23 protein-coding genes are annotated in these 24,472 nt (G+C 68.7%); 7 read left to right on the top strand and 16 right to left on the bottom strand.

What is annotated here, in order from left to right; genetic code table 11:
- The first annotated feature begins 173 nt into the window (after positions 1-173).
- A complete protein-coding gene (locus tag WT60_RS11445) occupies positions 174-1,946 on the top strand; it encodes an AMP-binding protein (protein WP_060356001.1) in 1,773 nt (590 codons plus the stop codon).
- A gap of 56 nt (positions 1,947-2,002) precedes the next feature.
- On the top strand, positions 2,003-2,986 hold the full coding sequence (locus tag WT60_RS11450; protein ID WP_060356000.1) for a DUF1571 domain-containing protein: 984 nt from the start codon (positions 2,003-2,005) through the stop codon (positions 2,984-2,986).
- A gap of 130 nt (positions 2,987-3,116) precedes the next feature.
- Here the strand turns inward: WT60_RS11450 and WT60_RS11460 are convergent, their stop codons facing one another.
- Complete coding sequence (locus WT60_RS11460; protein ID WP_038743343.1) at positions 3,117-3,386, bottom strand: PXPV repeat protein; 270 nt, start codon at positions 3,384-3,386, stop codon at positions 3,117-3,119.
- Positions 3,387-3,691: 305 nt separating this feature from the next.
- Here WT60_RS11460 and hfq point away from each other — a divergent pair, with 305 nt between their 5' ends.
- Positions 3,692-4,330, top strand: coding sequence for an RNA chaperone Hfq (gene hfq, locus WT60_RS11465; RefSeq protein WP_060355999.1), 639 nt, complete (start codon positions 3,692-3,694; stop codon positions 4,328-4,330).
- Positions 4,331-4,488: 158 nt separating this feature from the next.
- Here hfq and WT60_RS11470 read toward each other — a convergent pair whose 3' ends face one another.
- The 15 genes from WT60_RS11470 to WT60_RS34425 all read right to left on the bottom strand — a co-directional run bounded on the left by WT60_RS11470 (position 4,489) and on the right by WT60_RS34425 (position 18,915).
- The gene (locus tag WT60_RS11470; RefSeq protein WP_060355998.1) at positions 4,489-5,205 is read right to left on the bottom strand and encodes a DUF2968 domain-containing protein; all 717 of its coding nucleotides are present in this window, start codon (positions 5,203-5,205) and stop codon (positions 4,489-4,491) included.
- A gap of 88 nt (positions 5,206-5,293) precedes the next feature.
- Positions 5,294-6,685: a sigma-54 dependent transcriptional regulator gene (locus tag WT60_RS11475; protein ID WP_059575121.1), complete on the bottom strand. Its 1,392-nt coding sequence runs from the start codon at positions 6,683-6,685 to the stop codon at positions 5,294-5,296.
- A gap of 16 nt (positions 6,686-6,701) precedes the next feature.
- On the bottom strand, positions 6,702-8,510 hold the full coding sequence (locus tag WT60_RS11480) for a TadG family pilus assembly protein (RefSeq protein ID WP_060355997.1): 1,809 nt from the start codon (positions 8,508-8,510) through the stop codon (positions 6,702-6,704).
- 7 nt (positions 8,511-8,517) lie between these two features.
- Complete coding sequence (locus WT60_RS11485; protein ID WP_060355996.1) at positions 8,518-8,919, bottom strand: DUF3613 domain-containing protein; 402 nt, start codon at positions 8,917-8,919, stop codon at positions 8,518-8,520.
- Positions 8,920-8,940: 21 nt separating this feature from the next.
- On the bottom strand, positions 8,941-9,933 hold the full coding sequence (locus WT60_RS11490; protein ID WP_060355995.1) for a tetratricopeptide repeat protein: 993 nt from the start codon (positions 9,931-9,933) through the stop codon (positions 8,941-8,943).
- A 36-nt stretch (positions 9,934-9,969) separates the two neighbouring features.
- Complete coding sequence (locus WT60_RS11495) at positions 9,970-10,992, bottom strand: type II secretion system F family protein (protein WP_038743223.1); 1,023 nt, start codon at positions 10,990-10,992, stop codon at positions 9,970-9,972.
- A gap of 5 nt (positions 10,993-10,997) precedes the next feature.
- Entirely contained in the window at positions 10,998-11,987 is a 990-nt protein-coding gene (locus WT60_RS11500; RefSeq protein WP_060355994.1) for a type II secretion system F family protein, read from the bottom strand.
- Positions 11,980-13,320 (bottom strand): CpaF family protein, encoded by a 1,341-nt coding sequence (locus tag WT60_RS11505; protein ID WP_038743227.1) that lies wholly within the window; start codon positions 13,318-13,320, stop codon positions 11,980-11,982. Before WT60_RS11505 ends, WT60_RS11500 begins: the two co-directional genes overlap by 8 nt.
- Before the next feature lie 3 nt (positions 13,321-13,323).
- Positions 13,324-14,562: a fimbrial protein gene (locus WT60_RS11510; RefSeq protein ID WP_038743229.1), complete on the bottom strand. Its 1,239-nt coding sequence runs from the start codon at positions 14,560-14,562 to the stop codon at positions 13,324-13,326.
- Between the two features lie 60 nt (positions 14,563-14,622).
- Positions 14,623-15,948, bottom strand: coding sequence for a type II and III secretion system protein family protein (locus WT60_RS11515; RefSeq protein WP_038743231.1), 1,326 nt, complete (start codon positions 15,946-15,948; stop codon positions 14,623-14,625).
- A 63-nt stretch (positions 15,949-16,011) separates the two neighbouring features.
- The gene (gene cpaB / locus WT60_RS11520) at positions 16,012-16,923 is read right to left on the bottom strand and encodes a Flp pilus assembly protein CpaB (protein WP_060355993.1); all 912 of its coding nucleotides are present in this window, start codon (positions 16,921-16,923) and stop codon (positions 16,012-16,014) included.
- 88 nt (positions 16,924-17,011) lie between these two features.
- Complete coding sequence (locus WT60_RS11525) at positions 17,012-17,479, bottom strand: TadE family protein (protein WP_038743235.1); 468 nt, start codon at positions 17,477-17,479, stop codon at positions 17,012-17,014.
- Positions 17,476-17,976, bottom strand: coding sequence for a prepilin peptidase (locus WT60_RS11530; RefSeq protein ID WP_060355992.1), 501 nt, complete (start codon positions 17,974-17,976; stop codon positions 17,476-17,478). The genes WT60_RS11525 and WT60_RS11530 overlap by 4 nt, the downstream gene beginning before the upstream one ends.
- Before the next feature lie 81 nt (positions 17,977-18,057).
- Positions 18,058-18,255 (bottom strand): Flp family type IVb pilin, encoded by a 198-nt coding sequence (locus WT60_RS11535; RefSeq protein WP_161788620.1) that lies wholly within the window; start codon positions 18,253-18,255, stop codon positions 18,058-18,060.
- 468 nt (positions 18,256-18,723) lie between these two features.
- Positions 18,724-18,915 (bottom strand): hypothetical protein, encoded by a 192-nt coding sequence (locus WT60_RS34425; RefSeq protein WP_161788621.1) that lies wholly within the window; start codon positions 18,913-18,915, stop codon positions 18,724-18,726.
- Here WT60_RS34425 and WT60_RS11540 point away from each other — a divergent pair.
- The 4 genes from WT60_RS11540 (at position 18,892) to WT60_RS11560 (ending at position 24,353) form a co-directional block, all read left to right on the top strand.
- Entirely contained in the window at positions 18,892-20,499 is a 1,608-nt protein-coding gene (locus WT60_RS11540; protein WP_060356062.1) for a collagen-like triple helix repeat-containing protein, read from the top strand. The genes WT60_RS34425 and WT60_RS11540 overlap by 24 nt on opposite strands.
- Positions 20,500-20,572: 73 nt before the next feature.
- Positions 20,573-21,838 carry a collagen-like triple helix repeat-containing protein gene (locus WT60_RS11545; RefSeq protein WP_038743240.1) on the top strand — a complete coding sequence of 422 codons (1,266 nt, stop codon included), beginning with the start codon at positions 20,573-20,575 and terminating at the stop codon, positions 21,836-21,838.
- Positions 21,839-22,012: 174 nt separating this feature from the next.
- The gene (locus WT60_RS11550; RefSeq protein ID WP_186448587.1) at positions 22,013-23,668 is read left to right on the top strand and encodes a ShlB/FhaC/HecB family hemolysin secretion/activation protein; all 1,656 of its coding nucleotides are present in this window, start codon (positions 22,013-22,015) and stop codon (positions 23,666-23,668) included.
- 223 nt (positions 23,669-23,891) lie between these two features.
- Positions 23,892-24,353, top strand: a complete 462-nt coding sequence (locus WT60_RS11560) for a DUF2147 domain-containing protein (protein WP_038743347.1) — start codon at positions 23,892-23,894, stop codon at positions 24,351-24,353.
- The last annotated feature ends 119 nt before the right edge of the window (positions 24,354-24,472 follow it).

The following is a 24,472-nucleotide window of genomic DNA, read 5'->3' on the forward strand; positions in this document are numbered from 1 at the left end:
AACGCTGCGAGCATCGGCCGCGTGGCACGCGGCCGAGCGCGGCGGCGCCGGGCGCGTCGCGATCCGACGCCCCGCCCGATCGCCCACCCCGACTGCGCGGCGCACCGCGCATCGCGCCTTCGACGCCCGCGCGTCGGCCCATCATAACGATTCAGCGATTCAGGAGACAAGCGATGACCGCCCCCGTTGCGCCCGCCCGCGCCCACACGCAAGCACCGAACACCGACGGCATCTGGCATGCGTCGTACCCGAAAGGCGTGCCGCACGACATCGACGTCACGCAGTACGAATCGCTTGCCCAGTACTTCGACGAATGCACGACGCGCTACGCCGAGCGCGTCGCGTTCATCAGCGCGGGCGCGCGGCTCACCTACGCGGCGCTCGCGCACAAGGCGGCCGCGTTCGCGTCGTACCTGCAGAGCCTCGGCGTGAAACCCGGCGACCGCGTCGCGATCATGCTGCCGAACACGTTCCAGTATCCGGTCACGCTGTTCGGCGCGCTGAAGGCGGGCGCGATCGTCGTGAACGTCAACCCGCTCTACACGGTGCGCGAGCTCACGCATCAGCTGAAGGACAGCGGCGCGCAGACGATCGTCGTGTTCGAGAATTTCGCGAAGACGCTCGAGGACGCGCTGCCCGAAACGCAGATCAAGCACGTCGTCGTGACCGCGCTCGGCGATCTGCTCGCCGACGGCCTCAATCCGAAAGGCCGGCTGATCAACTTCGTGCTCAAGCACGTGAAGAAGCTCGTGCCGCCGTACCGGCTGCCGCAGGCCGTGCGCCTGCGCGCGGCGCTCGCCGCCGGCGCGCGCAAGGCGCCGGCGCCCGTCGCGCTCAAGCGCGACGACCTCGCGTTCCTGCAGTACACGGGCGGCACCACGGGCGTGGCGAAAGGCGCGATGCTCACGCACGGCAACCTGATCGCGAACCTGCTGCAGGCGAAGGCGTGGATCGAGGATCAACTGACGGGCGACGTCGAAACGGTGCTCACGCCGCTGCCGCTCTATCACATCTATTCGCTGACGGTGAACGCGTTCATCTTCCTCGGCCTCGGCGGTCGCAACATCCTGATCGCGAATCCGCGCGACACGAAGATGATGATGAAGATCCTGCGCCACGAAACCTTCACGGGCATCACCGGCATCAACACGCTCTACAACGCGTTCCTCGACAACGAGGAATTCCGCAAGCGCGACTTCTCGAAGCTCAAGCTCGCGATGGCGGGCGGAATGGCGATGCAGCGCGCGGTCGCCGAGCGCTTCGAGCAGGTGACGGGCTGCCCGATCGTCGAAGGCTACGGGCTCACCGAGTGCTCGCCGATCGTCACGATGAACCCGTACGACGCGAACGAGAAGCGCGCGTTCAGCGGCTCGATCGGGCTGCCCGCGCCGTCGACGATCGTGCGCTTTCGCAAGGAGGACGGCGCGTGGGCGAACGTCGGCGAATCGGGCGAGCTATGCGTGCACGGCCCGCAGGTGATGCGCGGCTACTGGCAGCGCCCCGACGAAACCGCGAAGGTGATCGACGCCGACGGCTGGCTCGCGACGGGCGACATCGGCGTGATGGACGAACGCGGCTTCATCCGCCTCATCGATCGCAAGAAGGACATGATTCTCGTGTCGGGCTTCAACGTCTATCCGAACGAGATCGAGGACGTGCTCGTGTCGCATCCGGGCATCCGCGAGGCGGCGGCGATCGGCATTCCCGATCCCGTGCACGGCGAGCGCATCAAGGTGTTCGTCGTGCCGCGCGACGCGTCGCTGACGGTCGAGGACGTGCTCGTGCACTGCCGCAAGAACCTGACGGGCTACAAGATGCCGAAGGCGGTCGAATTCCGCGACGCGCTGCCGCAGACCAATGTCGGCAAGATCCTGCGCCGCGCGCTGCGCGACGAGGAACTCGCGAAGCTCGCGAAAGCGCCGGCGAATCCGTCGGCGCGGCATTGATTCGGCCAACCGAGGCACGGCCACACGAATTTTCGAACGCGTTCTGGGAGGAATGCATGTCACACGCGTCACCGCAGCACCCATCTTCGTCACAGCGAACGCGATTCGCGCGGCGCCGGCTCGTCGCCGCTTCGGCCGTGAGCGCACTCGCGCTTACGCTCGCGCTCGGGTTCGCCGGCGGCGCCGCGCACGCGCAGTCAAGCGCAGGCGCCGACGCGCACGCCGCCGTCGAATCCGGCGCGCCCGACGCCGCGCTTGCGCCCGAACTCGCGAAGGTCGCGAAGCTCCCCGTCGACCAGCAGGCGCGCTGGCTGCGCACGGCCGCGCGCGAAGGCGCGCTCGAAAAGCTCGACGACGCAACGCTCACCGCGCTCTTCAAGTCGCTCGATCCGCAGACGGTGCCCGAGTACGTCGCCGCGGGCCCGATCGGCTACTCGTCGTACGAATTCACGATGCTGCGCCAGGAGCGCCTCAGCGGCAAATGGTCCGATACGCCCGATCACATGCTCGTCAAGGTGACGCGCGGGCCGCTGCGCGTGTACGCGAAGTGGCTGCCGGACAGCGCGCACTCGGGCCAGGAAGTGATCTACGACTCGACGAAGCGCGCCGACGAGATGTACGGCCACCTGGGCGGCCTGCTCGGCAAGGTGCCGATGTGGACGGCGCTCGACGGCGCCCTCTCGCGCGCGCAGTCGAACCACCAGGTGCGCGATCTCGGCACCGAGTTCGTCGCGAACCTGTATTTGAGCGAGGCGAAGAAGTACCGCGAAGCGGGCGTGCTGAAGCCGACGCACGTCGAGGCGAAAACGATCAAGGGCGTGCGCGTCGTCGCGCTCACCTACGAGACGCCCGGCGGCCGGCCGCAGTTCTACGCGAAGAAGGAAACGCTCGGGCTCGATCTGCGGCAGCCGTATTTCCGCACCGTCGAGTCGTACGACAACGACGGGCACGTGTTCGAGAAGGTCGTGTTCGAGAGGATCACGCCGAAGTCGTTCGACGAAACGGCGTTCGATCCGAAGAATCCCGAGTACAAGTTCTGAGCCGTCATCGTTTCGTCACGAATCGCCAAGACGGGCGCCCATGAAAAACGCCGCGCGGCCTTGGCGGCCCGCGCGGCGCTTCGCTGCGTCGGCACGGCGACCGGCCTGCCCGGCCGGGCCGCCCGCAGGGTCAATCGTCATCGTCGTGATGGCGGTGCCACTTGCGCCAGTGCTTGCGCTCGTGCTTCCAGTAGTCTTCGTCATCGTCGCCGCGCCACCCGTACGCCGGATATCCGACGACGGCGGGCTGCGGCGCGACGTAGACGGGCTGCGGCGCCACGTACACGGGCGCGACCGGCACGCCGACCCCGATCGACAGATCGACACCGCCCGCCGTCGCGGCACCCGATGCGGCGAGCGCCGCGACGCCCAGCATCATGCTCGTCAGTAACTTTTTCATGTTCGTCACCTCGTTTCGCCGGCTCTGCCGACTTCATGCATGGACTGTAGCCGCCCCGTCCGCCGCCAGGTGAAACGGCCTTGCGAGAGCTGTAACGCGACGTAACGGAAGTGCGCGCAAACACGCACTGGCCGATCGGACGGATCGCGCAAATCGCCCGGACCGTCTATAGTGGGTAACGGTTAGACACAAACGCTCGCGCGCGCATCGGGTTCGAACAGGGTAAAATCCCGCCAAACGCTGTGTAAGTTCGCATGCGGCGAAACGCATAACTCTTAATTGACGCCGGCACCTGCCGCTTTTTAATGGCCAATCCTGCAGAATCCCATCCGCAAAACGACTTCATCAATGCCGCGCGCAAGGAACGCAAGCGCGTCGAAATTTATCTCGTCAACGGCATTCGCCTGACGGGATGCATCGAGTCGTTCGACCAGTATCTGGTGATGCTGCGCACGCCCGTCGGCCTGCAAGGCATCTATAAACGCGCCATTTCGACGATTCAGCTCGATACGGGCGGCTCCCGTCCGGGCGGCCCGCGCGGCCCGCGTCCGGGCGGCGGCCATGGCGGCGGTCGCCCCGGCGGGCGCGAAGGCGGCGGCCACGGTCCGTACGGCTCGCACGGCGGCTCCCGCGAGCCGCGCGGCGAAGGCGGCGGTTACGGCGCACGCGAATCCCGCGGCGACGGCGGCGGCTACGGCTCCCGCGATTCCCGTGGCGACGGCGGCTACGGCGCACGCGAACGCAGCGACGGCGGCTACGGCTCCCGTGAACCCCGCGACGGCTACGGCTCCCGCGAGCCGCGCGAACCCCGCGAATCGTACGGCGCGCCGCGCGAGCCGCAAGATGGCGTGTCGACGCCGTCCGGCGCACAGGAGCGCAACGGCAACGGCCCCGTGATCGTCACGCGCCGCCGCCGCTCGCTCGGGCCGACGGACGGTCAATAAGCCGACTCCGTCCAAACAAAAAGGGCAAGCCGTTCATCGCGGCTTGCCCTTTTTTCGTCGAGCGTCGCTTCACATCGAGCGTCGCGAGCTCGCGCCGCCGCGAAAGCCGGCGCTTGCGCGAAGCGAAGCCGTCCGGCTCCGCCCCGCTCCATTTGCGATCAACGCGCCTTCGGCAATCCAGCGTCGGCCTGCCGTTGCAGCGAGCGCACTTGCTGTTGCAGCTTGCGCAATTGATCTTGCCGCTCGTTGCGCTGATCGCGCAGCGCAACCGTCTCGTCAAGCTTGTCCTTCTGCCGGCTCGCGACGGCCGCCCGCTGCTCGCGCGCGATGTTCAGATCGGCCTGCAACCGGTTCGCCCGCTCCTGCGCGGCGGCGATCTGCCGGTCGGCCTGCGCCTTCTGCGACTCGAGCTTCGCGGCCTGCAGCTCGTTGACCGCGAGAGTCTCCGACTGCTTCGCGAAATCGCGGTAGACCGCCTCCGCACGCGCGTCGCTCGCCGTCTTGATCACGCGCCAGAACGCCTTTTGCTGAAACAGCGCGACGAAGTACGTGCCTTCGTCGACGTTGAGCAGCAGGCTCGCGCCGTAGCTGCCGTTGTACGTCGTGCGCATCTCGGTCAGTTCGCGCGCCTGGATTTGCCGTTGCAGCTCGTCGATCGTGCTCGCCCCGTTCGCGTCGGCGCTCGCGGCCGCCGTTGCGCCGGGCGCCGACAGATTGACGACGGCGCTCGCCGAGACGGCCGCCGCCGGCACCGGCGCGGCGGACACGGTCAACGCCGGCGATGCCTGCAACGCCCCGCCGGCGCTACCCAATGCCTGCGCATGCGCGCCGCTGAGGCCGCCCGCCGCCGCGATCGCGACGAAGACGCGCCCCATTCCCCGTATGTGGCTCATTATGTTTTTCCTGCTTCGATGTGTTGTCGTTATTCGAATGCATGTTGGTCGGCTGCGTCGCAGCCCTGCTTCATTCGCTTTCCCTGGCTTCGGGCTCCTCGTCGAAAATCTGATATTTGCGCATCTTTTCCCACAGCACCTTGCGGCTGATCCCGAGATGCTGCGCGGTATCCTGCCGACGCCAACCGTTCGCGTCAAGCGCGGCGATCACGCGGCTGCGCTCGGCCATGTCCCACTTGCTGCGATCGACGAACACGTCGGGCGCGCTCTCGGCCGGCACCGGCTGCGCGGCGCTGCGCGCCTGCGCGACAAGCCGCTGCAGCCGCGCCGTGTCCCAGCCGCCCGTCTGCCTCACCGTCACGCCGACGCGCTCGGCCAAGTTGCGCAGCTCGCGCACGTTGCCCGGAAAATACGAATCGGCGACCGCTTCGGCGAGCCAATATGGCAGCTCCGGCAGTGCGGCGAGGCGCTCCTCGCCGACGATCGACGCGACGAACGACTTGAACAGCGCGATCTTGTCGACGGGGCCGCGCTCCTCGAGCGACGGAATGCTGAGCTCGATCACCGCGAGCCGGTAGTATAGGTCCGCCCGGAACAAGCCGTCCTTGACGAGCTGCGGCAGCTTCTTGTTGCTCGCCGCGACGAGCCGGAAATCCACCTTGACGGGCGCCGTCGCGCCGATGCGCAGCACCGCGCCGTCCTCGAGCACGCGCAGCAGCTTGACCTGCTGGTAGAGCGGCAGATCGCCGACTTCGTCGAGAAAGAGCGTGCCGCCCGCCGCCTGCTCGAAGTAGCCCTTGTGCGTGCCCACCGCGCCCGTAAACGAGCCCTTGGCGTGCCCGAAGAACAGCGATTCGAACAGGCCGTCCGGAATCGCGCCGCAGTTCACGGGCACGAACTCGCCCATGCAGTAGCGCGAGTGCTTCTCGTGCAGCAACTGCGCGATCCGCTCCTTGCCGACGCCCGTCTCGCCGTGCAGCAGCACGTTCGTGTCGCAATCGGCGAACGTGTCGACTTCCTGCAGCAGTGCCTGCATGCACTCCGAATGCGCGACGAGCGTGCTCGGCTCGAGCGTCTTCGCCGCGTGCGCGCGCAGTTGCACCGCGAGCTTCGAGATCATGCCGCGCAGCTCCGCGCACGTGAAATCGAGCGGCAGGATATGCGAATACTCGGGCGGGTACAGCGACGTATCGTGATCGCGCGCGGCGCCGACCCAGACCACCGGCATGCCGATGTCCGCCTGCCAGCTGCGCAGGAACGCCGCTCCGGCCTCGATCATCGTGACGCTGATGATCGCGAGCGACGGGCGCATCGCGGTCCGCTCGGGCGAGACGACCTCGTTGTCGGCGCGGATCACCTCGACTTCGAAGCTCGACATGCAGCGCGCGACCCGGTCGACGATGTCGGCCTTGCCCTCCCAGACGTACAGGTCGAGTCCTTCGATTGCGTTCGTGTTTCTCATCGTTATCGTGACTTCTTCAATAAACCGTTTGCGCGGTGCCGCAGGTCAGCGCCAGGTTGTGGACCGTCGCCGCCCCGACCTGCACGCCCAGCAGGTTCAGGAGCGGGACGACGACTTGGTCGAGCGAATTCAGCATGGGGCCGAGCTGGCTCAGCAGCAGCGACACCACGGGATTGAGCATGCTGCCGACCGCAACCGGTTGGCCGAACACGTAGAGCGTCAGGCCGTTCGGCCCCGTCAGCGACTGCGCGGCGCCCGACAGCGCGTTCGAGAGCACCGAGCCCACCGCGTTCGAATTCGTCGTCTGATAGTCGTCGGCGTCGCCCGTCACGCCGTTGAACGTGAGCGTCGCCGCATTGGACTGCGGCACCACCACGGGCAACGCGAGCGCCGATTTGATCTGCAGCAGCGGCGCGTTCAGCACGCCGAGCGTCGCGAGCGTCGCGGGCACGTTGCAGGCGAACGTCTGCTGCGCGGGAAGATTCGTCGGCACGTCGCCGATGCACAGGTTCGCAAGGCCCGGCTGCACGGTGATCGTCGCGCTGCTCGACGCGGCAGTCGCCGCGCAGTTCGTCGACTGAAGCCATGCCGAGCCCGTCGCGACCTGCAACGTGAGCGGCAGATTCAAATTGACCTGAATGAGGCCTTCAACGAGGCTCACGAGCGCCGCAACCGGAAACAGCACGCCGGTCGGCAACAAACCCGCCGTGCCTACACCCACGTTCAGATACAGCCGAATCTGCGCATTGTTCGCCTGCGTGCGCCACGCGCCCGTCTTCGGGTCCGTTCCCGCCTCGCCGATCGCGATCGTCGGCGGCTCGATGACCTGCAACATCAGCGTCGCGCCCTGCCCCGCGAGCTGCAGCCCCGTCGCGACGTTCACCGCCGGCTGGCCCGCCGCCGCGACTTCCGCCGAAACCATCAGCGCGTCGAACACGTTGATCTTCGCGTCGGCCGCCGCCTGCGTGTCGGACAGGCCGAGCGCGAACACGCCGGGCCCGCCAGACTGGCTGCCGATGCTGAATTTCCCGCCGCCGAGATTCGCCGCGACGATCGCCTGCAACGCGGCGACGCTCGCCTGCAGGTTCGCGTTCACGACCTGCGTGCGCGACAGCGCGGTCAGCATCAGCTGCGCGAACTGCCCCGCCGTCACCTGCGTCGACAGCAGCTCGTTGACGGTCAGCACGTTCGCGGCCGCCATCAGGTCGCCCACCTTGATCTGCGTCGACGCGAGCGCCTGATACGACAGCACGCTCAAGCCCAGATTCGCGCCGAGCAACGCGTTCAGCACGTTGTTCACGAGGCCGCCTTGCAGGCTCGCGAGCGTCGTGCCGACGGTGAACTGGTCGATGTTGGTCGCCTTCGCGGTGGATATCGCGCTCACCGTGCGCGACGGGCCGAGGAAGAAGTACGGCACGCTCTGCGTCGCCGTCACCTGCACCGCGTTCAGCGGCGTCGACGCCGTATTGAAGTAGCTCGGCCCCGCGTTGCTCTGCGTGTCCCAGCGCCCGCACGCGACCGCGAGCGTGTTGCCGCTCTTCGCCGGATCGAAGCCGTTCGAGCTCGCGTTCGCCGCGGCGGCGGCGTTCGGCCGCGCGCACAGGTTGTCCATCTTCTGCGCGGCGGCGAGCGCGGCCATGTCGGCAACCCGCTGCAAGTCGCGGCGCACGAAGAACGCGTTGCCGATGTCGATCGCACCGAGCGCCGCGATCGCGACGAGCATCCAGACCGCCGCGACGACGGCGAACGCGCCGCGTTCGCGCGCGATCGGCCGACGCCCGCGAGCGAACGATCGGCGTTCGGCGAAACGGCGAGCTAACGGCATGCGGCCCTCACTGAGAATGCGACGCCGGCGCGAGAAGGGAGTCCGCCCCGCCGCCACCGCCACCGCCGCCCATGCCCGCCGCCGATCCGTAGAACGCCGGGATCTTCGTCTTGAACGACTCGATATAGCGTGCGTACGCAAGCGACGCCGCCTCGCCGATCATCGGCTGCGACGGCGCCGCGTCGCGGTTGCTCGCCTGCAATTCGAACCACGTCTGCGTCGCATGGCCAATCTCCGATGCGGGCGGCGTCGCGGCTTGCGGCGATTGAGGCGCTTGAGGCGATTGAGGCGCTTGCGCGCATGCCGCGCCCGTCGCGGCCGCGAGCGCGGCCGCGAGCGTCGCCGCGCGCAGCGCGCGGGCGCGTCCGGAGCGGGCCGCGGCGGTCTTGGTTTGGTCATGCGTCGTCATATCGGCTCCGTGTCACGTCTGTCATTGCGAGAATCGCTGCAAGAGCGGCACCGTCGGCTCGAAGGCCGACGCGGAAGCGGACGCGACGGGCGCGGGCGCTCCCGCGACGGTCGCCTCCCCCTTGCCGCCCGCCGCACCTGCCGCACCCATCGCACCCGTTGCGCCGACGATGCCGATCGCGCCAGCGCCGGCACCGGCCCCCGCCGCACCGGCGGCTCCCGCCGCCCCCGCCGCCCCTGTCTGGCCCGCCGCATTCGGCGCGCCCGGGCGCGCGAGCGCGCGTTGCCGCGCACGCGACGCAGCCGCGATCTTCGCCGCGTCGTTGCGGATTTCCGTTCGTACCGCAGGCGCGAGCTTCAGCTGATTCATCAGGCCGAGCGCGTCGCGCGTCTGCCCGGTCGCGAGCAGGAAGAGCGCGAGGTTGCTCAGGATCTTCGGATTGTTCTGGTCGAGCTCCGCCGCCTTCATCAGCGGCACGCGCGCGAGCGCGACGTCGCCGCCGCGCATCCGCGCGTATGCGAGATCGGACAGCGTCGGCGAATCGGTCGGCGCGAGCGCCGCCGCCTGCGCGAGCGCTTGCGACGCGGCGTCGAAGTCGCCCGACGCGCCGGCCAGCAGGCCGAGCCCGCGATAGCCGCGCGCGGCGAGCGGCGTGCCGAGCAGCTGCTTGTACGCGACCGCGCTCGCGGCCGGCTGGTCGGTCGCGCGCAGCGCGTCGGCGCGCAGCAGGATCGTGTCCGGCGACACGCCGTACTGCTTCTCGTACGCATCGATGTGCGCGAGCGACGCGAAATAGAGCCCCTGCGACTGCATCCGGCCGATGAGGCCGAGATACATGCCGGGCGTGTCGGGCGTCGCGTTCTTGTCGGCCGCGGCCTGCATCAGCGCCGCTCGCTCGGCCTGCGCGCCGATGCCGTAGCCCGACTCCTTGAACACCCCGCACGCGGCGAGCGACAGCGCGAGCGTCGCAAGCGCCGCCGTCGTCATCATCTTTGAAAAGCTGTTTCGTCTCATGTCGTGCCTTCCTTCATTGCGCGCCGGCCGATGTGGTCAACGGCGCGCGGCCGTGAGCGCATGCGTCACGGCGAGCATCCCCGGCCCCGCCGTCACGATGAAGAGCGCGGGCAGCAGCGTGAGAATCATCACGCCCGTCATCTTCACGGTGAGCCGGCCGATCCGCTCGCGCAGCATCGCGCGCCGCACTTCGCGCAGCCGGTCGCCGAACTGCTTGAGCGGTTCCTGCACCGCGCCGCCGTGCTTGTCGACCTGAATCAACAGGCGCACGATCGCGCGCAGGTCCTCGTTGTCGAAGCTCGTCGCGAGGCGCTGCAGCGACTGCTCGCGCGCCCGGCCCGCGGCGAACTGCCGCTGGGCGATCGCGAGCTCCGACGACAGCACCGGCAGCATCCCCCTGAAATCATTCGTGACGACCTGGATGCTCTGGTCGAGCGACAGCCCGACGCCCTGCAGCAGCCGCAGCATGTCGACGAGGAGCGGCATCTCGTCGACGACGGACTGGCGGCGCGCCGCCGCACGGCGGCGCACATGGATCTTCGGCAGCATGAAGCCGGCGATGACGGACATCGCGACCCACGCGCTCAGATGCGTGCGGACCGTCTCGCCGCCGACGATCGCCGCGGCGGCCGGCAGCGCGATGGCGCACGCGATCCGCGCGCTGAGGAAGATGCCGCGCGTGTGCGCGTCGACATAGCCGCACTGCTCGAGCAGCATCCGGTCCTCGTCGGCGACGATCTGCTTGCCGAGCCGCGTGTCGAGCATCCGCATGCCGAACGTGCCCGCGCGGTCGAGCAGCGTCGCGAAGCGCGCACGGCGCGCGACCGGCGCCGGCTCTTCCGCTGCGCTCGCGCGCGCCGCGCCGCCGGCTGGCGCGGCGCGCGCCGTCGTGCGCGCGACGGCCGCCTCCAGCGCGGCCGCGCGCTGGCCGAGCGCGTCGGCGAGCGCGCGATCGGAGCGCTGCGCGAGCACGATCCGCATGATCGCGAGCACGGCGAGCAGCAGCACGCCGAGCGCGCCGAGAACGAGCGCGATTGCGCCGAGACGGCTGGGGTCCATCGTCGTCACCTCAATCGGGCCAGCCGGTACAGCCAGTAGCCGCCGGCGATCTGCAACATGAACGCGAGATACACGAGCTGCCGGCCTGACGGATCGAGCCACATCGTGCTGAAGTATTTCGGGTTGGTCGCGATCACGAAGCTGCCGAGGCCGATCGGCAGCAGGCCGAGCACCCACGCGGACAGCCGCGTCTCCGCCGACATCGCGATCAGCTCCCGCTCCGCCTGCTCGAGGTCGCGCATGAAAACGGCCATCCGGTCGAGCATCACGTCCGCGCGGCCGCCGTACTTGACCGACAGCCGCAGCACCGAGCCGACGAGCTCGAATTCCTTGATCCGGTAGAGCGCCGCGATGTGGACCATCGCGCGATCGATCTCGACGCCCGAGCGCAGCATCCGCGACACGTGGTCGAGGCAGCCGCGCAGCGGCGCCTCGGTCGTCTGCAGCGTCGCCTGGAACGCGGCGGGCACGCTGTTGCCGAGCGTGACGAGCCGCACGATGCCGTCGAGGAACGACGGCAGTTGCCGGACGATCTGCATGCGCCGCTTCTGTATCCGCGACACAAGCCAGAACAGCACGAGCGTCGCGCCGGCCACGAGCACCGCGACGGCCGCGAGCCAGCCGGCGCGCAGGCCCATCCACAGCGTCGCGACGCCCGTCGCCGCGACGAGTGCGACGAGCGGCGTGCGGATCTCGGGCACGCCCGCGCGGTTCGACACGTTGAGCCATGCGTGCGCCACGCGCTCGCGCCACCGCGTGAGGCCCTCGGCGGGCTTCGCGCCCGGCGCGTCGCCCGCCGCGGCCGCGCGCTTGGGCTCGCCCGCGAGCGGCGCCTTCGGCGGCGCGCCCGGGCGCGCGCCGGGCTCGAGCCGGCTGTCGATGTAGCGCGCCGCGTGCGCGCGCTCCTTGGTCGCCTCGCCGCGCCGCCACAGCGCGAGCGCCCCGGCCGCGCACAGCAGCGCGAGCGCGAGCGCCCAAAGCGCCGCGCTAGACATTGAAGCCCCCGCCGCGGCCGAACGGCTCGCCGCCGAAGCCGCCGCCCGCGAGCGCCTGCCTGAAGCGCGCGAGCTTGGGCGAATGCGGATGGATGCCGAGCGACTCCCACGCGTCGGTCTCGTCGCCGTCCGCGTTCACGCGCGGCTCGTAGCGATAGAGCTCCTGCGTCGCGATGATGTTGTCGGACAGCCCCGTCACTTCGGTCACCGACAGGATGCGCCGCCGCCCGTTCGACAGCCGCCCGATCTGCACGATGAAGTCGACCGCGTTCGCGATCTGCCGGCGCAGGCTCGATTCGGTGCCCTGAAAGCCCGCGAAGCCGGCGAGCATCTCGAGGCGGTACAGGCATTCGCGCGGCGAGCTCGCGTGGATCGTGCCCATCGAGCCGTCGTGGCCGGTGTTCATCGCCTGCATCATCTCGAGCACCTCGCCGCCGCGCACTTCGCCGACGATGATCCGGTCGGGCCGCATCCGCAGCGTGTTGCGCAGCAGGTCGCGGATCGTCACGACGCCCGTGCCGTCGAAACCGCCCGGCCGGCTCTCGAGCCGCACGACGTGCGGGTGGTTGAGCGACAGCTCGGCCGTGTCCTCGATCGTCACGACGCGCTCGGCCTCGGGGATGTGGAACGCGAGCGCGTTCAGGAGCGAGGTCTTGCCCGAGCTCGTGCCGCCCGACACGAGGATGTTGCAGCGCGCCGCGACCGCGGCCTCGAGCAGCGTGCCGATCTCGTCGTTGAACGTGCCGTTCGCGAGCAGATCAGCGGGCTTCAGCGGGTCCTTGCGGAACTTGCGGATCGACACGACGGGGCCGTCGATCGACAGCGGCTCGATCACGACGTTCACGCGCCCGCCGTCGGGCAGCCGCGCGTCGACCATCGGATTCGACTCGTCGAGCCGCCGGCCGATCGGCGCGAGGATGCGCCGCACGATCCGCAGCAGGTGCGCGTTGTCGGTGAAGCGCACGGGCAGCTTCGCCAGTATCCCGTGCTTCGACACGTACACGTCGCTGTAGCCGTTGATCAGGATGTCCTCGACGTGCGGATCGGCGAGCAGGTCCTCGATCGGCCCGAAGCCCGCGAGCTCCTTCGTCAGCGCCTGCGCGACCGCGCGCACTTCGTTTTCGTTGAGCGGAATGCGGCGCAGCCTCACGAAGCTGTCGATCTCGAGATCGACGAACTGGTTGATCGCCTGCCGCGACCAGCGCCCGAACTCCGCGCCCAGCTCCTCGATGCGCGTCAGCAGATGTTCGTGCGCGGCGTTCTTGATGTCGTGGAACTGCTGCGTTTGCGAGAACGGCGTCGCCCCGTCGGCAAATTGAATGTCGTGTGCCATCTCTTACGACCGCTTGGAGGTGGGTTGAATGAAGCGCCTGAGCGCGGAAAGACCGCTCGCCGGACGCGATGCGGCGGCCCCCGAGCCGCCCGTCGCGCACTCGACGAGCGGCTCGAGCGCGCGCACGTACGGATCGCGCTCGGCAACGTCGACGATCAGCTTGCCCTGATTGGCCGCATGCCCGATCGGCACGCGCCGCGACGGCAACGTCGCGGCGAGCGCGAGGCCGAGGCGCTCGGCGATCTGCGCGGGCGCGAGGCCGAGCGCCGGATCGTATTGGTTGACGACGAGACGCACGCTGTCGGTATCGACGCCCGCGTCGCGCAGCGACTCGAGCAGCTCGACGGCCGACACGATGGAGGCGACGCCCTGGTCGCACACGAGCCACGATTCGTCGGCCGCGTTCGCGGTCTGCACGACGAAATCGCGGTTCGAGAAGCCGCCCAAGTCGACGATCTGGTAGTCGAAGAACGCGCGCAGGCGGTTCAGGAGCCCGACGCACGACGCGTACGACACGTCGCGCAGCCCGGCGAGGTTCGGCGGCAGCGACGTCAGCGCGACGCCGCTCGCGTGGCGCGCGAGCGCCGTGTTGACGAAGGTCCGGTCGAAGCGGCGCAGGTTGCGCACCGCCTCGACGAAATCGAATTCGCAGCGCGTGTTGAGGAACAGCGCGCCGTCGCCCGCCGGCAGCCCGAGATCGATGAGCGCCGTCTGCCGCCCTTGCGCGGCCGAGCGCCGCTGCAACAGCACCGACAGGTTCGCGGCGAGCGTGCTCGCGCCCATCCCGGCGCGCGCGCCGAGGAGCGCGATCAGCCGGCCGTGGCGGCTCGGCTGGTCGCCGACGTGGTCGAGCAGCCCGCGCGTGATCCGAAGCGCATCCTCGGCGGGCGCGGAAAAATCGATGAAGTCGCGCACGCCCGCGCGCAGCGCGGCGAGCGCGCTTTCCGGCTCGCCGAGCGAGCCGAGCGCGACGATCGGCAGCCCCGGATGCGACAGGCGCACGGCCGCCGCCACGGCGCTCGCCGCCTGCGCGTGGCCGCCCGAGAAATCGACGAAGACGAGCACCGGATTGAGCCCGGCGATCCGCTGAGCGAGCGCCGCCGGCTCGAGCGGCGCGGCCTCCACCGCGCCCGCCGAAACGAGCGTCTGCGCGAGCCAGCGCACATGCTCGCCCTCGAGCGACGCACAGACGAAGTAGTCGGTGACGGCGGGCTCAGCCAAAGATAGTGTTCTCGCGTTCATGATGAAGCATCCCGGTTGCGCGCCGCGTGGCGGCGCTCGCGCTGTCGTGACGTCGCGCACTCATTTCGAGAATCCCGGCCCCGCGTCCGGCGACAGCACGCCGCCGAGATACGACCGCCACACGGGACCGTCGCGCTGCTCGGACAGCTCGCCGGGCGTCGCGGGCAGCGACGCGTTCTTCGCGATCGGCGCGACGAGATGCGGCGTCACGATGATCACGAGTTCCTTGTCGTTCTGCTGATAGCTCAAATTCTTGAAGAACGTGCCGATGATCGGCAGGTCGCCGAGGAACGGCACCTTGTTGACGTTCGACGTCGTTTCGCGATCGATCAGCCCGCCGATCACGAAGCTCTCGCCGTCGCCGAGCTCGACCGTCGTGTCCGCGCGGCGCGTCGTGAGCGCGGGCACCGTGATTCCGTTGAGCGTGATCGAATGCACGAAGTCGAGCTGGCTCGACTCCGGCGCGACCTTGAGCGCGATCCGGCGCGGGCTCAGCACGGTCGGCGTCAGCGTGAGGCCGACGCCGTAAGGCTTCCAGTCGATCGACGTCGTGCCGAGCCCCTGCGGCACCGGCACCGGAATCTCGCCGCCCGCGAGAAAGCTCGCGCTCTGCCCGGACAGCGCGACGAGCGTCGGCTGCGCGAGCACGCGCGCGAGGTTGTTCGCCTCGAGGATCGACAGGTCGGCGAAGAGGCCGCGCGTCGCCGAGCCGACGATGAGATTGAACGCGGAGGCGATCGGGATGTTCGCCGACACCGACATCGACGACGTCCCGCCGCCCGTCACCGACGCGAGGCCGGACGGCGCGAACGAGCCGAACGTGAAGCCGTTGTTCTGCTTGAAGAGGTTCAGGCCCGCCTGCTTGAGCACCGAGCGGCTGAACTCGACGACGCGCACGTCGACCTGCACCACGCTCTTGCCGCCGACCGTCGACGCGTCGACGACGCCGCCGTCCTTGCCGGCCATCCCCTTGCCGAGCGCGAGCGCGCGCGCATGCGCGTCGAGCGTCGCGGCCGAGCCGGACACGACCGCCGTGCCGTTGTACGCCTTCACGCTCGGCGAGCCGGAATCGAGAAGCTCGCGCGCGGCGCCGCTCACGACGTCGACCGTGTACACGGCCGGCTCGTCGCGGCCGCGCTCCCACACCATCAGGCTCGTCGAGCCGGCCGCCTTCGCGACGAGCAGGACGCCGCCGCGCCCGCCCTTGACGACGAGCACGTCCGCGACGTTCGGATCGCCCACCGCGACCCGCTGCACGCCGCGCCCGACGGCAATCTGCCGCTGCGCGCCCGTCGCGAGCTCGATCGTCCCCATCTGCGCCGCCCGCGCGGCGAACGACAGCAACACGCCGAACGCCATCGCCCATGCAATCAGTTTATTTTTCATCGTGTCGGAGACCGGCGCGAGCCGGCCCTCTCCCTGCCGTCACTGTTCGAATCCACTCGTCGATCAATAGGCGACCGTCTCGGCCCGCCCACCCCGAATCACTTCGATGCTGCCGCCCGCGCGCGGCGCGGCCGCCGCCGTGGCCACCCGCGCGGGCGCCGCGCGCGGCGTCTGCGCCGGCACGCCGCCGCTGCCCGACAGCTCGCCCAGCACGAGCCCGTCCGCCGCCTGATTCGAAGGCCCACCCGCGCTCGATGCGCGCATCGCGACCGTCTGCGCGGCGACGTCCTCGTCGCGCGGGCTGCGCAGCGCGAGCACGAGCCGGCCGCTCGCTTCGGCGAGCGTGAGCGCGTCGACCTGCGCGGTCGGCACGGCGAGCACCGCGGTGCGCGCGCCCGCGCCCGTCGGGCCCGGCGAGCCGTCGCGATCGGCCGTCGCATCGCCGAACGACAGCACGCGCACCCGCGACAGCAGCAGCCGCGCCTGCGATCGCGTGATCTCGGAGCCGTTCGAGCCGAAGCCGGCTTCGCGCTTCAGATTCACGAACACGTCGACGAAGTTGCCGGGCCGCAGCCGATTGCCGACCGCGTTCGTGTCGTCGACCTTGATCGCGATCGCGCGCTCGCCCGGCGCGATCTGGTCGGCGAGCCCCGACATCAGCTCGCTCTCGAGCACGGGCGCCTGCGCGACGATGTCGCTCGCGGGGATGCGGCCCGTGACGAGCATCGGATTCGGGAATGCGCCCGCGATCGGCGTCGGCGTCTGCTGCACCTTCAGCGCATCGGCGGGAATCGGCTGCCCGGCCGGCAGCGCGCGCTTCGCGACGACGACGGGCACCATCGCCGTGGCGACGGCGGGCGCGGCAACCGGCGCGGCGGGCGCGGGCTTGCGCCCGAGCAGCCACGCGTAAATGCCGAGCAGGATCGCGATCCCGATCAGCAGCCCCGCGACGATCTTGGTCAAGTGATTGGCCATGGTTGTTATCAGTGCAGCGCAAGAGAAGTCGTTGGAGAAGGCCGCCGGCGCACGGCGCGGCGCGGCGGCCCGGCCTAGTCGATCGCGTTCATATGATGTTCGTCGGGTTGATCTGCACCGTCGCCTGGCTCGTCAGCGCCGTCGGCAGCACCGCGTTGAAGAGCGCGACCGTCGGCACGAGCGGATTGGCCGCGTACGGATACGTGACCGTCACCTGGATGCAGTACATCGTCGAGTCGTACGAGCACGTGAAATTCTGCGAGGTCGAGCACGTCGCGCCCGACAGCCAGCCCGTCAGGTTGTTCGCGGCCGTGCACGCGGCCGCGGCGCGCAGGCCGAGCGCCGCCGCGGGCGTTTGCGCGACCTGGTAGTTGAGCGCCGCGCGCGCGCCCTCCGTCGCGGCGAGCGTCAGGCTCTGCTGCGCGGCGAAGATCATCCCGTACGTGATGATTCCGTAGAGGATCATGAAGAAGACGGGAAACAGGATCGCGAATTCGACCGCGGTCGCGCCGCGCTGGCGCCGTAACGACGCGAACCGCCCGAGCGCGCGCTTCATCGCGTGCCTCCGGTGTGAATCAGGTAGACGAGCCACGCGGCGGCGGGCGCGACGAGAAACGCCGCATAAGGCGCGGAGCGGTGCGCGCCGAGCGCGAACGCGGGCGCGCCGCTGCGGCCGAGCGAGCCGAACGGCGTGCGGCTCAGGAACATGAGGCCGAGCGCGTGAATGCCCGCCGCGACGCTCGCGACGATCCACAGCCACGGCAGCGCCGACAGGCCGCACCACGCGCCGAGCACCGCGAATACCTTGACGTCCGCGGCACCCATCACGCGCAGCGCGAAAAATGGAAAAAGCGAAACCAGGCCGACTACCCCGCCGATCAATGCGCCTGTCAACGTCATATTGAATGGGTTTTGTCGGAAGACTGTAAAAATGATAACGGCGGCAAGACCGACAAGCACCAATTCGTTGGAAATACGGCGATCGCGACAATCGGAAATTGCAACGGCCGCAGTCCAGGCGAAAAAGAATCCAATACTGAAGAGGTGAATCATTTCAACCCCGGCCGCCCAGCAACGTTTGCGGATTGCCGAAGCAATCCGCAATTCGTGATAACGCGCAATTGGATGTGAAAGTCAAGCCGCTGGCAATTTGCTGGCGATCGTGCTGAACAGCGCGCTCAGATCGGTACCGAGCGTGCCGACGGTCGTCGCGATGGCCACCGCGATGAGACCCGCGATCAACCCGTATTCGATCGCGGTTACCCCTGCGTCCTCATTAAGGAAGCGCTTCATCAGTTGTTTCATGTTGATCCTCGTGCCTTGAGTCTTCACTGGCCTTGCTTTTCGCTATCGGCCGACCTTGCCCCGCCAGTCCGACTTTAATGCCGGCTCGGGCGGTTTGGTTATAACTCTTTTTTCAAGAGTTTCTAACAATTTGATACAAGTTAACATTCATGTCGGCGGCTCCCTCCTCGTATTCCCTGATGTACTATGTCGTACAAATTACGCACGGGCGCATCATATATCCGAACTTTTTTTCGTTCCACATCTTTGTCAATTTTGATCAGACATTATGACAGCGCGCACGCTTATTTTTACGGCCTATCGGTAGCCCTTACCCATAAGGACTTACGATAGGTTAGATCTACATATCTAATCCATTAGTAAATCAGACGATTCAAATATCGATGAATCGTGCCCTGCATTTGTCGCACGTTACGCCGCACGCGTAACGCAAAGCGCGCGGCGTTACGTTACGAACACATAAAAACACGCCCGCCGCACGCGCCTTCCCCTTCATCACCCGAAACCTCCCGTTCGCCTCAAATCCTTTACCGACAAGGGTTTGCTGGCCATCTCCTCACGCACCGAAAAGACCGTCCAGCGAAATGGCACGCCAGTTGCAGAGAAGTCGTCCGCAGGGGCAGCACACCAATGAACAGACAACACACCAATGCGAGGACGATGATGAATATTCAGACCATTTCTCATGGCACGCTCCGGACGACTTTGATCGCGGCCACCGTGGCAGCCATGCTCTCCCTTTCCGCTTGCGGCGGTTCCGGCACGATCAGCAAGGGCCTCGACGGCTCGGGCTCGGGCTCCGGCGGCGGCAACGCGATTTCCACGACGGGCGACGGTTCGGGTTCGGGTTCGGGCGGCACGAGCGGCTCGAGCGGCTCGGGTTCCGGCGGCAGCGGCGGCGCCGGCTCGACGGGCGGCCTGTCGGGCGGCGGCGGCTCGACCTCCGGCGGCGGCTCCACGTCGGGCAGCGGTTCGACCTCGGGCGGCACGTCGACTTCGTCGAGCGTCAACGCGCTCGGCACGGTCGCCGGCAACGCGGGCGGCATCATCAGCGGCGCCGGCTCGACCGTGTCGGGCCTCGGCACCGTCGTCGGCAGCCAGGCGCTGCCCGGCGTGAACCCGCAGACGACGCAGGCGCTCGGCGGCGTCGTCCAGAGCCTCGGCGGCGCGGTCGGCGCGCTCGGCTCGGGCGTGACGAGCGGCATCGGCCAGCTCGGTTCGTCGACCAATCCGATCGGCACGACCGTCGCGAGCACGGGCGGCGTGGTCAGCCAGCTGGGCGGCGCCGTCACGCAGACGGGCAATCTCGTCACGAGCCTCGGCACGGGCCCGCTCGCGCCGCTGTCGCCCCTCACGTCGCCGCTCGGCGGCGCCGTCAGCACGCTCGGCAACGCGATCACCGCGGGCGGCACGACGCTCACCACCGCGCTGTCGACGGGCCCCGTCCAGCAACTGACGCAGACGGTCAGCTCCGCGATCACGCCGATCACGTCGATGGTCACGGGCGCGACGCAAACGGTCGGCAACGTGACGGGCCTCGGCGCGCCCGTCAACACGCTGCTCGGCACGATCGGCGGCGGCCTGAACCAGGCCGGCGCGCTGATCTCGAAGACGGGCAACAACCCGGTCACGACGGGCCTCGGCCAGACCGTGTCGGCCACCGGCAACACGATCACGTCGGTCGGCGGCCTGCTGACGGGCGGCACCGGCTCGACGAATCCGCTCGCGCCGATCACGGCCGCGGTCGGCGGCCTGACGGGCACGCTGAGCGGCGTGAGCGGCGCAACTTCGGGCACCCCGCTCGCGCCGCTCACGAACGTCGTGTCGACCGTCACGGGCGCGCTCACGGGCGCAACCGGCGGCACGACGGGCTCGAGCAACCCGCTCGCCCCCGTCACGGGCCTCGTGTCGACCGTCACCGGCGCGCTCACGGGCGCAACGGGCGGCACGACGGGCTCGAGCAATCCGCTCGCCCCCGTCACGGGCCTCGTGTCGACCGTCACCGGCGCGCTCACGGGCGCAACGGGCGGCGCGACGACGTCGACGAGCCCGCTTGCCCCGATCACGAACCTCGTGTCGACCGCGACGGGCGCGCTGAGCGGCGCGGCAACGGCGGCGCCGGCGACGAGCTCGACGTCGACCGCGACGAATCCGGTCGCGAGCCTCACCGCGCCGCTGACGGGCACGAGCACCGGCACGAGCGGCACGACCAACCTGCTGTCGCCCGTTACGTCGCTCGTCGGCGGCCTGCTCGGCGGCATCAAGAAGTAACAGGCAGGCGCCCGTCCGCCCAACAGGGCGGGCGCCCGTCCAGCATCAGAGAAGAGACAGCGAGGAGAACATCATGAACCAGAAACGTTTCGTCCCGTCGTTCGCGGTCGCGGCCTGGCGCGTTCCGCTCACCGCGCTCGCGGCCGCGTGCGTGCTCGCCGCGTGCGGCGGCAGCGACGTCACCGCGCCGCCGTCCGCGAACAACGGCGGCAGCGGCAACAACACGACGCCGACCAACCCGAACAACCCGACGACGACCACGACCGGCACGTCCGGCGTCGTCAACACGCTCGGCAAGACCGCGACCGATATCGGCAACACGGTCGGCTCGACGAGCGTGCCGGGCCTCGGCAGCGGCGTCACGCAAGGCGTCGGCGCGACGGTGAGCAGCACGGGCGGCATCGTCAACGCCGCCGCCGACGCGATCAGCAACGGCCTCGGCCAGATCGGCTCGACGCAGAATCCGGTCGGCACGACGGTCGCGGGCCTCGGCAACGTCGTGAGCGCCGCGAGCAATACCGTGCAAGGCGCAAGCCAGACGGTGCAGGCGCTCGGCACCGGCCCGCTCGCGCCGCTCTCGCCCGTCACGACGCCCGTCGCGGGTGCGCTCGCGACGGCGGCGAACGGCGTGAACGCGGCCGGCACGATGCTCGGCAACGCGCTGTCGACGGGCCCGGTCCAGCAGATCACGCAACCGATCAGCTCGGCGGTCACGCCGCTCGTCATCACGGCGGGCCAGGTCACGCAGACGGTGGGCACGACGACGGGCGTCGGCCAGCCGGTGTCGGGCCTGCTGCAGCAGGTCGGCGGCGCGATCAGCTCGGCCGGCACTCAGATCGCGGGCACGTCGTCGCAGCCGGTGGTCGGCGACGTCGGCCAGCTCGTGTCGACGCTCGGCAACACCGTGACGAACGCGGGCGGCCTCGTCAATCCGGCCGCACCGAACGGCGCGGCGCCGATCCCCGGTCTCATCACGAGCCTCGTCGGCGGCTCGACGGCGACGGTCGCGAGCGGCTCGGGTTCGAGCTCGGGCTCGACGCTCGGCAGCCCGCTGAACGGCCTGCTGTCGAGCCTCGGCGGCGGCGCGCTGCCGACCGGCGCGCTCGGCGGCGGCACGACGTCGGGCGGCGCGAGCAACCCGCTTGCGCCGATCACGAGCCTCGCGAGCGGCGGCACGGGTGCTAGTACAAACCCGCTCGCGCCCGTTACCAGTTTGCTGAATACTGTCACGGGCACGTTGTCCGGCGCCACGTCGTCGTCGACGGCGAGCGGCTCGACGACGGGGCTCCTCGCTCCCGTGACGGGCGCGCTCGGCACGCTGGGCAGCTTTGGTAAGTGATGCGAAGTACCGCGCGCTCCTTCCGGCAAGGAGCGCGCGGCGTGGTGGCAGTCGGATTAGAACAACGGAAGACCACGATGCGCGGCGCGCCAAACGCCGCGCATCGACATTAGAAGATCACAAGCACAAAGAGGCCCACGAGGAATCACAATGAAATCCAGACACGAATCTTGGATGCTCTTGCTCGCGCTCGTCGCGGCCGCCGGTGCCGCGCATGCGCAGAGCCGCTCGGGCGGCAACCCGCTCGAAGCGCTGCCACAGATCAACACTCCTCAGCGGCCGAGCGTGACCGTGCAGGTCGCGCCGCAGGAAGTCCAGGTGCAGGCGCTGCTCGCGCGGCATCTGACGCCGACCTCGTTCCAGGTCGAAGGCGTCAAGTCGATTCCGTTCGAAGAGATCTCGCAGCGCTTCACGCCGCTCGTCGGCAAGGACATCACGATCGGCCAGTTGATCGAGACAGCGAACGGCGTGACGAAGCTGTATCAGGAGCGCGGCTACGCCCTCTCGTTCGCGTTCATCCCCGCGCAGACGTTCGAAGGCGGCGCCGTGCGCGTGACGGTGGTCGAAGGCTACGTCGCGAACGTGAAGATCACCGGCCGGCCCGGCGCGATGGAACCGAAGGTGCGCGCAATCGCCGCGCACATCATGGACGATCGGCCGCTGCGCCGCGCGACGTTCGAGCGCTACGTGAACACGTTCGGCCTGCTGCCCGGCGTGGCCGTCAAGGCGAACGTGCCGCCGCCGCAGAACACCGACGGCGCGACGACGCTCGAGCTGAACGTCGATCGCAAGCCGTTCAACGTGAGCGCGGGGCTCAATACGAACAACCCTGGTCTGCAGGGGCTCTTCACGATGACCGAGAACGGCCTCACGTCGCTCGGCGAGCAGATGAGCATCTCCGCGCTGTTCCCGAAGGGGCCGAACAACCAGACGTACGTGTCGTTTAGCGGCGCCGTGCCGATCGGCAGCAACGGCCTCGTCACGCGCCTCGACGCGAGCCACTACCGCGGCAATCCGTCCGTCGACCAGACCGTGCTGCCGAACGTCCAGCGCACCGTGATCAACGACAAGCTCGGCCTGTCCGCATCGTATCCGCTGATGCTGAGCAATCAGCGCAGTCTGCTCGGCACGGTGTCGGGCTATGCGTCGCACAGCGAGGATCGCTACCAGAACCAGATCACCGGCGCGATGATCGGCACGCGCTCGCAGGTGCGCGTGCTGCAAATGCAGCTCGACTACACGAGCGTGCAGCCGAAACAAGTGCAGAAGCTGAGCTTCAATGTCGCGAAGGCGTTCGACATTCTCGGCGCGTCGAAATCGGGCATCACGAACATCCCGGGCGTCGTCGCGACGAATCCCGCGTCGACGACGTTCGTGCGCACCGGCGCGACCTTCGTGCAGACGAACGAGTGGCCGTTCAAGATCGGCTCGACCGTGCAGCTCACCGGCCAGTACAGCCCGGATTCGCTGCCGACCACCGAGCAGATCTCGTTCGGCGCGCAGCGCTTCGCGCTCGGCTATCAACCGGGCGAGACGTCGGGCGATTCGGGATGGGGCGCGTCGCTCGAGCTCAATCGCGCATTCGCGCCGGGCTTCACGTACCTGAAGAGCATCACGCCATACGTCGCGTACGACATGGCGCGCGTGTATCTGCATTCGGGCACGCCGGTGCCGCACCGCCTGTCGTCGGTCGCGCTCGGCGTGCGATTGACCGACAGCCGCTTCTACAATCTTGACGTGTCGATCGCGAAACCCGTCGGCGATGCGCCGATCGAAAGCGCGTCGCGCAGCCCGCGCGTGAACGCATCGTTCTCGTATCAGCTCTACTGACGCGCTCGCGCCCTTCCCGCTGCGCTCACGCGGCCCGTCGAGATCCGGCGGGCCGCGCGCGTTTTCAGTTTTTCATTTCGCATCGGTGCTTCGATTAGAAGCACTTGTATCAAACGCGATGCGCAGATTCACGTATTCTGCGCACAGCTCGCATGCAACGCCGTTCGACGCAAACGGCCCGCGAGCCGACGAAAACGACATCGTGCGATCCAAGGAGGAAGACATGTTTCAAATGACTCGTTCACTGCGCTCGTTCACCGTGGCAGGCGCGCTGCTCGCATGCGCCGCGAGCGCATTCGCTCAAGCGAACAGCCCCATCGGCACGTGGCAGACGATCGACGACCACACGGGCAAGCCGAAGGCGCTCGTGCAGATCAGCGAAGACGCGAGCGGCGAGCTGTCGGGCAAGGTCGTCAAGGGCCTCGGCGAGAACGACACGCCGGATCGCCGCTGCACCGCGTGCTCCGACGAGCGCAAGGATCAGCTGATCAAGGGCATGACGATCATCAAGGCGATGAAGAAGGAAGGCGAAGGCTGGGACGGCGGCAACATCCTCGACCCGGAAAACGGCAAGGTCTACAAGTGCAAGATGACGCTCGAGGAAGGCGGCCAGAAGCTCGTCGTGCGCGGCTACATCGGCGTGTCGCTGCTCGGCCGCTCGCAGACCTGGATGCGCGCGCAGTAACGCGCCTCGCACGTCGGCCTCGTCGCGCCGACATTGCCGCTCGCGCGCCGGGTCTCGCGAGCGAGCGCCGAGCGACGAAAACAAAACCGGCCTGTGCGTTTGCGCCAGGCCGGTTTTTT

The sequence above is a fragment of the Burkholderia sp. MSMB617WGS genome (genome assembly GCF_001532025.2).
GTDB classification, from domain to species: domain Bacteria; phylum Pseudomonadota; class Gammaproteobacteria; order Burkholderiales; family Burkholderiaceae; genus Burkholderia; species Burkholderia savannae.